Origin of the sequence: Acidovorax radicis N35 (genome assembly GCF_000204195.1) — a bacterium.
Taxonomy (GTDB): Bacteria; Pseudomonadota; Gammaproteobacteria; order Burkholderiales; family Burkholderiaceae_C; genus Acidovorax; species Acidovorax radicis.
On sequence record NZ_AFBG01000021.1, the window covers coordinates 350,789 to 363,194 of the forward strand.

Annotated in this window: 11 protein-coding genes; 4 read left to right on the top strand and 7 right to left on the bottom strand. The window is 65.9% G+C overall.

Annotation, left to right across the window (positions count from 1 at the left end):
• Positions 1 to 179 precede the first annotated feature (179 nt).
• A complete protein-coding gene (locus tag ARADN35_RS0118595) occupies positions 180 to 1,325 on the top strand; it encodes a GGDEF domain-containing protein (RefSeq protein ID WP_029414176.1) in 1,146 nt (381 codons plus the stop codon).
• A gap of 31 nt (positions 1,326 to 1,356) precedes the next feature.
• Here the strand turns inward: ARADN35_RS0118595 and ARADN35_RS0118600 are convergent, their stop codons facing one another.
• Positions 1,357 to 2,649 carry an acyl-CoA dehydrogenase family protein gene (locus ARADN35_RS0118600; RefSeq protein WP_010464792.1) on the bottom strand — a complete coding sequence of 431 codons (1,293 nt, stop codon included), beginning with the start codon at positions 2,647 to 2,649 and terminating at the stop codon, positions 1,357 to 1,359.
• 197 nt (positions 2,650 to 2,846) lie between these two features.
• Between ARADN35_RS0118600 and ARADN35_RS0118605 the strand changes: the two genes are divergently transcribed.
• From ARADN35_RS0118605 to ARADN35_RS27475, 3 genes are all read left to right on the top strand, one after another.
• Positions 2,847 to 3,617 carry an SOS response-associated peptidase gene (locus ARADN35_RS0118605; protein WP_010464794.1) on the top strand — a complete coding sequence of 257 codons (771 nt, stop codon included), beginning with the start codon at positions 2,847 to 2,849 and terminating at the stop codon, positions 3,615 to 3,617.
• A 224-nt stretch (positions 3,618 to 3,841) separates the two neighbouring features.
• Entirely contained in the window at positions 3,842 to 4,609 is a 768-nt protein-coding gene (locus ARADN35_RS27470) for a right-handed parallel beta-helix repeat-containing protein (RefSeq protein WP_081474671.1), read from the top strand.
• Positions 4,610 to 4,988: 379 nt separating this feature from the next.
• A complete protein-coding gene (locus ARADN35_RS27475; RefSeq protein WP_181147549.1) occupies positions 4,989 to 6,005 on the top strand; it encodes an acyltransferase family protein in 1,017 nt (338 codons plus the stop codon).
• A gap of 410 nt (positions 6,006 to 6,415) precedes the next feature.
• Here the strand turns inward: ARADN35_RS27475 and ARADN35_RS0118615 are convergent, their stop codons facing one another.
• Genes ARADN35_RS0118615 through ARADN35_RS0118640 form a run of 6 tightly spaced genes read right to left on the bottom strand, consistent with a single transcriptional unit; the run spans position 6,416 to position 12,400 of the window.
• Positions 6,416 to 7,027 carry an alkylhydroperoxidase domain protein gene (locus ARADN35_RS0118615; protein WP_010464796.1) on the bottom strand — a complete coding sequence of 204 codons (612 nt, stop codon included), beginning with the start codon at positions 7,025 to 7,027 and terminating at the stop codon, positions 6,416 to 6,418.
• On the bottom strand, positions 7,024 to 7,707 hold the full coding sequence (locus tag ARADN35_RS0118620) for a CMD domain protein (RefSeq protein WP_010464799.1): 684 nt from the start codon (positions 7,705 to 7,707) through the stop codon (positions 7,024 to 7,026). Before ARADN35_RS0118620 ends, ARADN35_RS0118615 begins: the two co-directional genes overlap by 4 nt.
• Entirely contained in the window at positions 7,704 to 8,816 is a 1,113-nt protein-coding gene (locus ARADN35_RS0118625) for a putative FMN-dependent luciferase-like monooxygenase (protein WP_010464801.1), read from the bottom strand. The genes ARADN35_RS0118620 and ARADN35_RS0118625 overlap by 4 nt, the downstream gene beginning before the upstream one ends.
• The gene (locus ARADN35_RS0118630) at positions 8,749 to 10,473 is read right to left on the bottom strand and encodes a dipeptide ABC transporter ATP-binding protein (RefSeq protein WP_010464803.1); all 1,725 of its coding nucleotides are present in this window, start codon (positions 10,471 to 10,473) and stop codon (positions 8,749 to 8,751) included. The genes ARADN35_RS0118625 and ARADN35_RS0118630 overlap by 68 nt, the downstream gene beginning before the upstream one ends.
• Positions 10,470 to 11,450, bottom strand: a complete 981-nt coding sequence (locus tag ARADN35_RS0118635) for an ABC transporter permease (RefSeq protein ID WP_010464806.1) — start codon at positions 11,448 to 11,450, stop codon at positions 10,470 to 10,472. The genes ARADN35_RS0118630 and ARADN35_RS0118635 overlap by 4 nt, the downstream gene beginning before the upstream one ends.
• An 11-nt stretch (positions 11,451 to 11,461) precedes the next feature.
• Positions 11,462 to 12,400 carry an ABC transporter permease gene (locus ARADN35_RS0118640; protein WP_029414179.1) on the bottom strand — a complete coding sequence of 313 codons (939 nt, stop codon included), beginning with the start codon at positions 12,398 to 12,400 and terminating at the stop codon, positions 11,462 to 11,464.
• Between the last annotated feature and the right edge of the window lie 6 nt (positions 12,401 to 12,406).

The following is a 12,406-nucleotide window of genomic DNA, read 5'->3' on the forward strand; positions in this document are numbered from 1 at the left end:
GCCGTCTACGCTCTGCGGGGCCGCGCATGGGCCTTGTCAACCCCAGACCCAGCCTGGGCAGGGCTGTACGCAGGACGGCCACCCCCCTAGAATGAAACGGCGCACGGGGTACCCCCGACCGCACGCCGTCGTCCCCCTCCGTTCCACTCGACCCCACCGTCCTGGCAGGAGCCCCCACCTTGCGCACACTTTCCCGCTGGCAACGCATCCGGGATGTGATCCTCTCCACCGACCGACGGCGACGCACGCTTGTGGGCATGGCCTTGCTCGCCCTGTTGCTCATGGCCAGCAGCGCGGGCGTCATGCTGATGGTGGCGACGGCGAGCAGCGCGGTGAACGCCGTCGCCGTGCAGTGGTGGGCAGCCATCTCGGTCGGCGGGCTGGTGGTGATGACCGCGTTCATCCGCTCGGGCGAAACCGCCCGGCTCAGCGACCCCTCGCTCACCGTGCCCCAGATGGTCTGGACCATCACCAGCGGCGCCGTGGCCTATGTGCTGGCGGGCGATGCGCGGGGCGTGGTGCCCAGCGTACTGGCCATGATCCTGTTCTTCGGCACTTTTGGCCTCACCGTGGCCGAGGTGATCGGCATCGGTGTGTATGCGCTGCTGGCCTTTGCCTGCGCCGTGGTGGCCACCACACGCTTCAATGCCAGCCCGCTGGGCTACCTGGATACCGCCTACGCGCTCATGGTGCTCATCGTGCTGGGCGGCAGCATCGCGCTCAACCTGCGCATTCAGCGCATCCGTGCACGGCTGCAGGAACAGCGTGAGGCACTGGCCCAGGCACTCGCGGTCAACCGCGATCTGGCCACCCGGGACGAGCTCACGGGCCTGCCCAACCGCCGCGCCATGCAGGATCTGATGGACCTGGAGCGCCGCCGCAGCCTGCGCAGTGGCCGCCTCATGCTGCTGGCGGAACTGGACATCGACCACTTCAAGCGCGTGAACGACACCCACGGCCACGCCACGGGGGACCGCGCTCTGCAGGCCTTTGCAGGCGTCGTGCGGGCCAGCGTGCGCGACACCGATGTGCTGGCACGCTGGGGCGGCGAGGAGTTTGTGCTGCTGCTGTCCGACACCCAGGTGGACGATGCCCGTGAACTGCTGGAGCGCGTGCGCCAGGCCGTGGCGGCGATGGAGATTCCGCATGCCTCGGGTGTGCTGCGCATGACCGTCTCGGCCGGCCTGGCACTGCACCTGCCCGGCGATACGGTGGAGCTGACGCTGGAGCGCGCCGACCAAGCGCTGTACACCGCCAAGTCGCTGGGGCGCAACCGCGTGGTGGTGGCGCCCTCCGGCCCGCGCGCCGCCCGGACCTCGGCCTGATCTCCTCTCGCACCCAGGCCGGTTCAGGCGCTCAAGCACTCAGGCGTGGCGGCGCGCACATCTGCTCCGGGGTGGTGAAGTAGGCCGCCAAGTCACCGAGCTGCTCGCGCGCCTGGCGCAGCTCCTGGCGCGCCACGGTGCGCAGGTGCACCTCGTCCGGGCCGTCCATCAGCCGCAGCGCGCGGCCCCAGGTCCAGAACGCCGCCAGCGGCGTGTCGGGCGAAAGGCCCATGGCGCCAAAGATCTGCATGGCCCGGTCCACCACCCTCTGCTGCAAGCGCGCGGCCACCACCTTGATGGCGGCGACCTGGGCACGCACAGTGCGCGCATCCGCAGCGTCGCCCCGGTCCAGCAACCAGGCCGCGTGCAGCACCAGCAACCGTGCCTGGTCGAGCTCGATGCGCGATTCCGCCAGCCATTCCTGCACATTGGCCTGCTCTGCCAGCGGCTTGCCAAACGCCGTGCGCTCCAGCGCACGCTCAGCGGCCAGGCGCAAGGCCAGCTCGCACTGGCCGATGGTGCGCATGCAGTGGTGCACCCGCCCCGGCCCCAGGCGCGCCTGCGCCATGGCAAAACCCGCCCCCCAGTCGCCCAGCAGGTGCTCGACCGGCACGCGCACGCCCTGCAGCAGGATCTCGCAATGCCCCTCGGGCGCATGGTGGTGCAACACACTGATGTTGCGCACGATCTGCACGCCCGGCGCGTCGGCAGGCACCAGCACCATGCTGTGGCGGGCGTGGCTGCTGATCGCCGCATCACCATCGGCATTGCGGCACAGCACGATGAGCAGCCTGCAGTGCGGGTGTGCCGCGCCGGTGATAAACCACTTGCGGCCGCTGAGCACCAGATCATCGCCTTCGCGCCGCACCGTGGTCTGCAGGTTGGTGGGGTCGGACGACGCCACATCGGGCTCGCTCATCGCGAAGGCCGAGCGCATGCGCCCCAGTAGCAGCGGTTGCAGCCACTGTGTGCGCTGCGCGGGTGTGGCAAAGCGGTGCAGCAGCTCGATGTTGCCGGTGTCCGGCGCGTGGCAGTTGAACACCTCGGCCGCCCAGGGCAGGCGGCCCATGGCCTCGGCCAGCGGCGCGTAGTCGAGGTTGGACAGGCGCGTGCCCGGCTCGTCGCTCCGCAGCGTGGGCAGGAACAGGTTCCACAGGCCTTCCTCGCGGGCCAGGGCCTTGAGGTCTTCCAGAAACGGGGGCGGGTAGTCGCCCGCCCACACCGCCGCATGCCAGGCGGCGTTGTACGGCAGCAGATAGCGGTCGATGAACGCGGTGAGGCGTTCGTGCATTTCACGGGCCAGGGGCGAGGGTGCGAAGTCCATGGGGGCATTGTGAAAACACCGCCAAGGCGCGTCACAACGCAGGCGACAACCGGCTTGATGCATGTCAGGGTCGCACTGGGCGGGCAATGCATGGACCTGTAGTTGCTTCTATTTTTATAGCTGATAGCGCTTATAAAACAAGCGCCAGAGCCATATTTCATCCCAAAAACTCGGGCACCAAGCGCTACCATCGCCCCATGAGCACCCACTACGAAACCCTGCCCCACGCTGAGACCTACCGCGAGGCGTTTGCGGTCGAACCCCCCGAGGCCCTGGGTGAACGCCACCTGTGGCCCCGAAAGCCGGGCTTTTTCATCGTGCACGCAACCACGGCTGCGGCCATCTCCCAGCCGGCAGTGGCCAAGGCGACAACCGATGTCGAGACCCATGCCCTGGCAGATGCCACCACAGAAGCGCCCGAATCCAACACCGAGCGCGTGCTCATACCCGCGCAGTGGGGCCTGGTGCCGCACTGGGTCAAGTCGGCGTCGGACGCCAAGCTCCGTGCGCCCAAACTCGTCAACGCCAAGTCCGATACCGCCTCCACCGGCACGGCGTTCCGCGACGCGTGGCTGGGCGGCCAGCGCTGCATCGTGCCCATGGCGGCGTTCTATGAAGACGACCTGCGCAGCGGCAAGGCCGTGCCCACCCGCATCGCCCGCGTGGACGGCAAACCCATGGGCGTGGCGGGCCTGTGGGCACGCTGGCAAGGCAGCGACGGCGAGGTAATCGTCAGCTACTGCCTGCTCACGGTGAACGCCAACAACCACGCGCTGCTGCACCGCTACGGCCAGCCAGGCAGCGAGAAAAGCATGCCCGCCATCCTGAACGAAGGCGCCTACGACGCGTGGCTGACAGCCCGCCCCGAAAAGGCCAAGGAGTTCATGCGCCAGTACGCGGCCAACTGGCTGCTGGCCAACCCCGTCGAAAAGAAGTCGGACAAGGTGCCCAAAGGATTGTTGGGCTGAGCTGAACAAAGTTGCGCAGGCCGCCGCCGCAAGGACGCGAGGCGCCCACTGGGCCATTGGCTTGTGAGGCCGAGCCCTCTGATATTTCGTTGTACTGAGGGATACAAATCAATACACTCGTTTCTGCGCGGGTTTGCCAACCCCCGCGCAGGAACGTGGTGCCAGTCAATCAGCACGATCTATCAGCGGTTGGTTCATGTTCAGACTAAACGAAAGAGATCAACATGAAAAAGTCTTTCTCAAAATGGGGAGCATTGCTGTCGGTCGCGCTCTTGATGGGACTGAGTTCCTCGGTGTACGCGCAAGCAACACGAACCTGGGTGTCAGGCGTCGGCGACGACGCCAACCCCTGCAGCCGAACCGCACCCTGCAAAACATTTGCTGGGGCCATCAGTAAAACAGCGGCGGGCGGCGAAATCGACGTGTTGGATGATGGCGGGTTTGGGGGAGTCACCATCACAAAATCCATCACCATCAATGGCGGAGGCCATATTGCGGGTATCTTGGTAGCTGGCACGAATGGTGTTGTAATTAATGCTGCCACCACCGATGTGGTTATATTACGGGGGCTTACGTTCACGGGCACATCAGGTGCTCTTAACGCAGTCAGATACATGGCTGCCCGGTATGTCGTTGTAGAAGACAGCTCGATTTCAGGCTTCACCAACGGTATCAACATGCTCACTACGGTTGTGAATGGCCGAATGGATATCCGTAATGTGCAAATGACCAACGGAACCACCCTCGTTGGCACCACCGGTATCCACGTTGGGGCAGCCAACTCCATTGCCACCATCAGCGATGTATCCGTTCGAGGCTACACAGACGGTATCACCACCCGCGGTGGCGTAACCTACTTGCGCGGCTCCACGATAGTTGCCAACAACACTGGCTATAACAATATGGGTGGTAGTCTTTTATCTTTTGGTGACAATATGGTAAGTGGCAATGTGGTGAACGGCACGCCCACAGGAAGCATCCCGCATTTCTAAAAAAATTGCATTTGTCTAGGGCATTTCCCATCTTCACTCCGGATGGGGAATCCCTGCTCAATCTTTTTGCCAAAAAATGGCTATAACCGCGCCCTCTTCTCGATCAACGCGGTGCGCAGTTTGCGGGCAAGGCACATTGGTCGCATAAAGCTGGGTAGGTGAGATATCTATCCAGAATCACCGCGCCGTGCGCATTGAGACCGTGGGGCGCCCCGCTGCACTGTGAATGCTCGCAGCAACTGTGGTCAAGCTTGTGGAGCATGTTGATCCTTCCATTCTCGCGCTGCACAAGAGTTTCTCGACTTGGCAAGGTCCCCACTGGTTGTCCCGTGGTCTGATCCGATCCAAACCTCTCGAGGTCACTTCATCTAAATTCCCCATGCTTGGATCGCTGCGTTTTTTGCTTGCTCTGTTTGTTGTCATAGCCCATTTAACCGGTGGCATGCCATTTTTCTCGCATTGGGGTGGCTTCGCGGTCTTTGGCTTTTACATGATATCGGGTTATCTCATTACTTTGATTTTAAATGAGACATACCATTTCCGCCTCTCAGCCTTCGCACTCAACAGATTTTTACGCCTCTTCCCCATCTACTATATTGTGGCGATAGTCACTGCGTTCATCATTGCTTTCTCGAATAACGCAAGCGAATTTCACCCCGCATGGAAGCTTCAAACAAGATGGGTAGATATTCTCGGAAATAGTCTGATAATCCCGTTTGAATTCTATAACTCATCTTTCCGCCTGGTACCTCCCACTTGGTCCGTTGCGGTCGAATTAATTAATTATTTTATACTCTGGGCGATTGGGGCCAGAAGCAGAGCGCTGGCAATATTATTATTTTTGGTCGCTTTCACGTACCATCTTGCAAGCTTTCTGAGTGGGGCAGGCTGGGGACAACGCTACTCACCCTTTTATGCTGCTCTTTTGCCATTTTCCGTGGGGGCAATCATCTATTTTTCCCAGAATTCTATAATTATCCTACGCCGACAGCAAATAATCTATTTGAGAAGATTTTCATGCACTATCTGGCTAGGCAATCTGGTACTCTGTGGTTTCATGGGAGGCTTGAACAGTCGATTTTTTGAGTTATTTTCCTATATCAACCTCTGCTCGCTCGCCATTTTTCTCTGCACCAATATTCGCCTACCATCAAGCGACGCTCCAATCAGCCTATGGGATAAACGGCTCGGCGATCTCGCGTATCCGGTATTTCTTACACATTGGGTCGTTGGCTTCGTAGTGGGCCAAGTGTTCCTGGATGGACAGCACCGAGGATTACTCTTGTTCACAGTTTCCCTACTTCCAATCATTGCAATTTCTTATGCATTGTCCGAAATTGCAGACCGAATGATTGAGCCGTTGCGAACCAAGGTAAGAAGCGGACTCAAGTCCTGAAAGAGCCTTCCCGGCAGCAGGCGTTTCATCACAGTCACTGACGTAAAGGTCGAGCGTTAACGACCAGGGATTGCTTCTCTCCTCGGAAAGCAAACATTGGTCATTGGCTAGAGACGCCTCCAGCCAATGACCGCACGGTGCGAACTGGCTGCTACGGCCTTGGGATCTTCTGCACGAACGGAGAAGTCCGTGCGCGCCGCGGATCGGGAAAGGCGGCAGGGCGCAAAGCAGGGCAACAGCTGTGACTATTGCAATCTCGATGCCCTTGGAGCTGGTGACAAGGACAAACCTCTATGCCCTCCGAGAATGGACGACGAGGTTCCGAGGGCTTGCGGGGCCGGCCCAGCAAGCACCTTGGCATCCGACCGCCAGGACTTCATTGCAGACAGTGCCCTGCGCAATGAGTCCGCCTAGCCGCCCACCTGCAACTGCGGCTCCCCCAGCGACAGCATCAGACGGTTCGCCCAGTTGAAGAACGCCGCGCCGTGCAGCGCGTCGGAGATCGCAAAGTCATCAAGCCCTGCGGCGCGCAGGTTGTCGATGTGCGTGCCGTCCAGCGCCGCGGGCGTGGCGGTGAGCGCCACCGACGCCCCGACGATGGCGTTCCAGCGCGGGTCCAGATCCGCCCCGACACCCTCGTCCAGCAGGCGCTGCACATCGGCCTGGCGGTGCGAGAAGTGCGAGGCAAAACGCGCATGGACCGACGCGCAGTAGACGCAGCCGTTGGCGCGCGACGTGGCCGTGGCCGACAGCTCGCGCTCCGCCCGGGGCAGGCCGGCATCCGGGTTGTAGAAGATGTCCTTGTCGGTGCGGGTGCGTGCGCCCAGCGTGTCCGGGTCGCGCGCCAGCAGGCGAAAGTACGGCGACTTGGCACGTGCCGCGTCCACCAGGCCGGCATAGTGGCGCTCGGTCAACTCGTCCTCGGGCAGCGGTGGAAGCCAGGGCAGCCATTCGAGCTGCGCCTGTGTGAAGGCCGTGGGCTCATGGTTGTCGGGGTGGGTGATGACGGCGGTATCGCTCATGGCTGGGCCTCTGCGGTGTGGGGGGTGGACGACGACGCGGCAGGTGCCGGATGCGCTGCAAGCAGGCGCAGGCCCACCACCACGCGGATCTGGAACGACAGGAACGCCACGAGCTGCGACAGGACCACGATGTCGGTGGCCGACCAGCCTGCGTGCAGCAGCGCCTGCAAAGCCTCGGGGCTGGCGTCGCGCGGGTGGAAGGTGAGCAGGTGCGCATGCGCCAGGCCCGCCGACAGACGCGTGCCCAGCACGGCGCGCTGCGCCTCGCCCACGGCGTAGGCGGGACCGTCGGTGTTCTCGCGGCTCAGCGGGCCGGCGGGGTAGTGGCCGTACGGGCCCTGCGCTGCGCCCCGGCTGACCTCGGCTGCGATGGCGGAGGCCAGCCCCGCACCTGCGTCCTGCGCGACCAGTGCGGCGGCATAGAACGCCGCTGCGTCCGGCTGCTGGTGCAGGCCTGCGACGAAGGCCGCGACCGCCAGGCGCTCCGCCAGCGTGACGGTGCCCGGCGCCGGCGCGGTGGGCGCGAACAACGCACGGTAGCTCGCTTGCGCATGGGTACGCGCCTCCAGGCGGTGGCGGCGGATGGTGTCCAGGGGGTCGCCGGGCTCAATGCCGGCGAGCAGGTCGATCACATCGGGCAATGTGTGGCTCGGCGGGGGGGATGGGTTGGCTTGGCTCATGCAAAGGCCTCGGTACGGGTTGCGGAAGAAGGAAGGGCCACGGATGCGGCAGTGGCGTTGCCGGGCTGTTTGCGCACCCAGCCCAGCGCCGGTGCGACGTGGGTGGCCGTGAGTTCGATGGAGCGCAGGATGTGCGCATGTGGCGGGTCCACCGAATGCACCTGGAACACGATGTCGGTGGTGCGCGCCAGCGCCGTGTCGGCCTGCAGCGAGGCGATCACGTCGTCGGGCGTGCCCACGTGCACGTCGTAGGCGGCGATCAGGGTCTCCAGCGGCGCATCGGGCCCCGGGCGATTGGCCTGCCCAGGCTGCGTAGCTGCCGCAAAACGTGCCACCGAGCGACGCAGGCCCACGTCGGCCAGCCTCAAGGCCTCCTTGCGGTCGTCGGCCACGAACAGGCTGCGCGAGCCGACGATGCGCGGCGTGGCGCCCCCAGGCAGCGCGGCCAGGTAGGCGTCGATGATGGGGTGCTGCAGGTCGTGCAGCGCGGCGCTCGGTGCCTCGGCCGTGCGCGGCTGGGTGCGCGACAGCATCAGCCCGTCGCCCGCCTGCCCCGCGCGCTCGCCGCCCGCCACCGAGAACGTGGCCTGCCAGATGCGGCCCAGCAGCTGCTCCGCCGCCGGGTACAGCCGGTCGCCGCCCGGCAGGGGCCGACCAGCCCAGGCCTCGCGCACCAGGGCCAGGTGGCGCGCATAGACCGCACTGCGGTCGTTGCTGGTGATGCCGAAGGCCGCGAACGACTCGGGCGTGCCGCCCGTGCCCACGCCTAGCTCCAGCCGCCCGCCCGAGAGCAGGTCGAGCACGATGGCGTCCTCGGCCACGCGCACCGCGTTCTCCATGGGCAGGGTCACGATGCCGGTGCCCAGGCGGATGCGCTGCGTGCGCGCCGCCACGTGGGCCAGAAAAACGAAGGGCGAGGGCAGGCCGCCTTCGTGCTCGTGAAAGTGGTGCTGCGCCACCCAGGCAGAGTCGAAGCCGAAGGCCTCGGCATGGGCGATCTGCTCGGTCACCAGCCGGTAGCGTTCGCCCGCAGGCGCGTCGTCAAGCAGCCTGCTGAAGAAGCCCAGGCGCTTGGGTGGTGTGGGTTGCGTAGGTGTCGAGAGGGTCATGGTGAGGGTGGTGGTTCTTCTTGCCGGGGATGGCGTCGATGAGTTCGCGCGTGTAGTCGCTGCCGGGGCGCAGGAACACGTCTTCCACGCGCCCCGCATCCACCTGGCGGCCGCCCTGCAGCACCGAGACGGTGTCCGCGATCTGGCGCACCACGGCCAGGTCGTGCGAGATGAAGAGGTAGGTCAGGCCCAGGTCGCGCTGCAGCGTCTCCAGCAGCGCCAGGATCTGCGCCTGCACGGTCACGTCCAGGGCCGACACCGCCTCGTCGAGCACCAGCACGCGCGGCTGCAGCACCAAGGCGCGCGCAATGGCCACGCGCTGGCGCTGCCCGCCCGACAGGGCGCGCGGGCGGCGCTCCAGCACGGCCGGCGGCAGGCCCACGCGGGCCAGGATGTCGTGCACGCGGCGCGCGCGCTCGGCGGCGGGCAGCGGCTCGAAATTGAGCAGGGGCTCTTCGATGATCTGAAAGATGGTCTGCCGCGGGTCCAGCGAGCTGAACGGGTTCTGGTAGACCAGTTGCACCGTGCGGCGGAACTGCCGCAAGGCCTCGCCACGCAGGGTGGTGAGGTCCGTGCCCTCGATGACGATGCGGCCCGCCGTGGGCTGGCGAAAGCCCACCACGTCGCGGATGGTGGTGGTCTTGCCCGAGCCCGACTCGCCCACGATGGCGTGCGTGGTGCCACGCCGCACGCGGAACGACACGCCGTCCACCGCGCGGAACGGTTTCTTGCGTCCCGCCACCGCAAAGTCGTGCACCAGGCCGTCCACCACGATGGCGAAGTCTTCGGGCCGCTCGGGCGCGTCGTTGGCCGCGGCGCCACGGGCCGGGCGAAACGCCCCCTGCGCAAGCGACGGCGCATCGGCCAGCAGCTTGCGCGTGTAGGCGCTGTGCGGGTTGCGCAGCACGCTGGCCGTGTCGCCCTGCTCCTGGATGCGCCCGCCCTGCAGCACCACCAGCCGGTTGGCCCGGTCGGCCGCCACGCCCAGGTCGTGCGTGACCAGCAGCACGGCGGTGCCGAACTCGCTGCGCAGCTCGTCGATGAGGTCAAGGATGCGCCGCTGCACCGTCACGTCGAGCGCGCTGGTGGGCTCGTCGGCAATGATGAGCGCGGGCTGCAGCGCAATGGCAATGGCAATCAGCACGCGCTGCTTCATGCCGCCCGACAGCTCGTGCGGGTACTGCCGCGCACGCAGCTCGGGCTGCGACAGGCCCACCTTGGCCAGCAGCTCGACCACACGCCGCGCGATGGCCTGGCGGTCGCCGTAGCGGTGGATCTTCAAGATCTCGCCCACCTGCTCGCCCACCGTGCGCACGGGGTTGAGCGAGCTGGTCGGGTCCTGCGGGATGAGGCTCACCACGCGGCCGCGCACCGTGTCGAAGCGGTCGGGCGACCAGCCGGCGATGTCCGTGCCGTTGAGCCGGATCGCCCCGTGCTCCACCCGGCCGTTGTCGGCCAGCAGGCCGATGATGGACTGCGCCGTGGTGGTCTTGCCGGAGCCCGACTCGCCCACCAGCGCCACGACCTCGCCAGGCGCGATCGCGAACGACACGCCGTGCACGACGCGCTGCTCGTGGTCCTTGTCGCGGTAGGTGATGGAGAGGTTCTCCACCTCCAGCACAGGCGGCGGCGCAACGGCCTGGGCGATGGCGGTCATGCGCGCCCCTTCGTCAACGCCACGCTGATGCGGTTGGCCGCCAGCACCACGGCCACTACCACCAGCCCGGGTACGGTGGTGAGCCACCAGGCCGTCGAGATGTAGTTGCGCCCTTCGGCGATGAGCAGGCCCCACTCGGGTGTGGGCGGCGGTGCGCCGTAGCCCAAAAACCCCAGCGTCGAGATCGACAGGATGGCCGAGCCGAACTGCAGCGCCGCCATGGCGATCACCGAGGTGAGCGAGTTGGGCAGCACGTGGCGCCACAGCACGGCACCAAAGCGCCCGCCGCTGCCAAAGGCCGCCTCCACATAGTCGGAACAGCGCACGCGCACCACCTCGGACCGTGTAAGCCGCGCAAAGCTGGCCACCGACGCCACGCCCACGGCCACCGCGGCATTCAGCGTGCCAAAGCCCAGGATGATGATGATGGACAGCGACAGCAGCAGCGAGGGCACCGACAGCAGCACGTCGACGGTGCGCATGATCACGTCCTCCACCCACCCGCCAATGGAGCCGGCCAGCACGCCGAGCAGCGTGCCCAGCACCAGCCCCACGGCCACCGCCAGGAACGCGCCCGACAGCGAATGCACCGCACCGAACACCAGCCGCGCATAGCCGTCGCGCCCCAGCGCATCCGTGCCCAGCCAGTGCGCAGCCGACGGCGCCTGTAGTTGCTGGCCGGCCACGCCCACCGTGGCGCTGTAGCTGGTGAAGACACCGGGCGCGACGGCCCACAGCGCCACCAACGCAAGAACGCCCCAGGCCAGCCACAGGCTGATGGGTGCGCTGCGCGCGCGCTGCACCAAGCGGCGGCCCCATGTGCCGCTGTGCGCGCGCGGCGGCGGGGCGGCAGGGATGGGCACCGTGGGCACCACTACAGCAGCAGGCGCCGCCACAGCGCGCTCGAAGCGATGCGGGGCAGGCTGTGCGGCGCCCGTGAAAGCGCCCAGGTGGGCGGTCGAAGACGTGGTGGTCATACGGTATCTCCTCAGGTGCCCAGGCGCGAACGCAGGCGGGGGTCGAACACGGGGTAGAGCAGGTCCACCACCAGGTTGATGAACACGAAGGCCGTGGCCGAGACCACCACCACCGCCTGCAGCACGGCGGTGTCCTGGTTTCCCACCGCCTGCTGCGTGAGGCTGCCCAGGCCGTTGAGGCCGAATACCGCTTCGGTCACCACGGCCCCCGCCAGTAGCTCGCCAAACAGCACGCCCGCAATCGTCAGCGTGGGCAGCACCGCGTTGCGCGCCACGTGTTTCCACAGCACCCACTGGCGCGTGGCACCCTTGGCGCGCGCCACGGCCACGAAGGGCTGCGTGAGCACCTCGTCGATGTTGCGGGTCAGGATCTGCGCCAGCGGCGCGGCGATGGGGATGGCGAGCGTGAGCGTGGGCAGCACCAGGCCCTGCCACTTGCCGGGGTTGATCACCGGAATCCACCCCAGGCGGAACGACACCACCTGGATCAGCATGATCCCCAGCCAGAACACCGGCACCGAGATGAACAGCGAGGGCAGCGACTGCAACGCCGAGCGCAGCCAGCCCCAGCGCGTGAGCTGCGAGGCAAACGCCAGCACCACCGCCAGCAGCAGCGCCGCCGCAAAACCCAGCCCCGCCAGGCGCAGCGTGGGAGGCAGGTTGGTGGCCAAGCCCTGGCTCACCGGCACACCCGCCTGCACCGAGTACCCGAAGTTGCCGCTGAGGAAGCCCAGCAGCGTGTGCAGATACTGCTGCCACACCGACGTGTCCGCGCCGTAGGCCGCACGGATGTCCGCGATCTCCTGCGGGCCCAGGCCAAACTCAGGGTTCAGGAACTTGATCAGGATCGCATCGCCCGGCAGCAGCTGCAGCAGCACGAACGATGCCGTGAAGGCGGCCCACAGCACCAGCAGGGCCTGGCCCGTGCGGTTGGCAAGGTACTTGAACATGTCGAA

Coding starts and splice junctions, on each gene's coding strand:
- ARADN35_RS0118600 (WP_010464792.1), bottom strand. CDS start 2,649: ATGGACTTCGCACCCTCGCCCCTGGCCCGTGAAATGCACGAACGCCTC.
- ARADN35_RS0118605 (WP_010464794.1), top strand. CDS start 2,847: ATGAGCACCCACTACGAAACCCTGCCCCACGCTGAGACCTACCGCGAG.
- ARADN35_RS27470 (WP_081474671.1), top strand. CDS start 3,842: ATGAAAAAGTCTTTCTCAAAATGGGGAGCATTGCTGTCGGTCGCGCTC.
- ARADN35_RS27475 (WP_181147549.1), top strand. CDS start 4,989: ATGCTTGGATCGCTGCGTTTTTTGCTTGCTCTGTTTGTTGTCATAGCC.
- ARADN35_RS0118615 (WP_010464796.1), bottom strand. CDS start 7,027: ATGAGCGATACCGCCGTCATCACCCACCCCGACAACCATGAGCCCACG.
- ARADN35_RS0118620 (WP_010464799.1), bottom strand. CDS start 7,707: ATGAGCCAAGCCAACCCATCCCCCCCGCCGAGCCACACATTGCCCGAT.
- ARADN35_RS0118625 (WP_010464801.1), bottom strand. CDS start 8,816: ATGACCCTCTCGACACCTACGCAACCCACACCACCCAAGCGCCTGGGC.
- ARADN35_RS0118630 (WP_010464803.1), bottom strand. CDS start 10,473: ATGACCGCCATCGCCCAGGCCGTTGCGCCGCCGCCTGTGCTGGAGGTG.
- ARADN35_RS0118635 (WP_010464806.1), bottom strand. CDS start 11,450: ATGACCACCACGTCTTCGACCGCCCACCTGGGCGCTTTCACGGGCGCC.
- ARADN35_RS0118640 (WP_029414179.1), bottom strand. CDS start 12,400: ATGTTCAAGTACCTTGCCAACCGCACGGGCCAGGCCCTGCTGGTGCTG.